Annotated in this window: 1 protein-coding gene; it reads left to right on the top strand. The window is 57.0% G+C overall.

The features are described from left to right. Positions 1–258 (top strand): hypothetical protein (locus ACLQ25_RS32920; protein ID WP_425734625.1); only part of this gene is annotated, 258 nt, incomplete at both ends.

The following is a 258-nucleotide window of genomic DNA, read 5'->3' as shown; positions in this document are numbered from 1 at the left end:
AAAAAAATCTGCTGACAGTCCCCCCGCAAACATACGAGAGGGAGGCCACCAACGGAATTTTGGTACACCTCGGACAAAATCTTCATGATTGGCTGCGGGAGGGCAAGACTGTTCCGAAAGGCATGCCCGATGATCTGAAGGATTTTTTGGAGGATTGCGGAGCGATCGGCGTTCTGGCGAAAGCGGTCGTGTCCGCGCCCGGAGGTGGGCGAAGGGGAGGTGATAAGGGGCGGGAGGTGTCGGCGCTTGTTTCTGAGG

It is taken from the genome of Micromonospora sp. DT44, from assembly GCF_049841635.1.
Classification (GTDB): Bacteria; Actinomycetota; Actinomycetes; order Mycobacteriales; family Micromonosporaceae; genus Micromonospora.
Note: the sequence above shows the minus strand (reverse complement) of the source record. Positions and strands in the feature narration are given on the sequence as shown.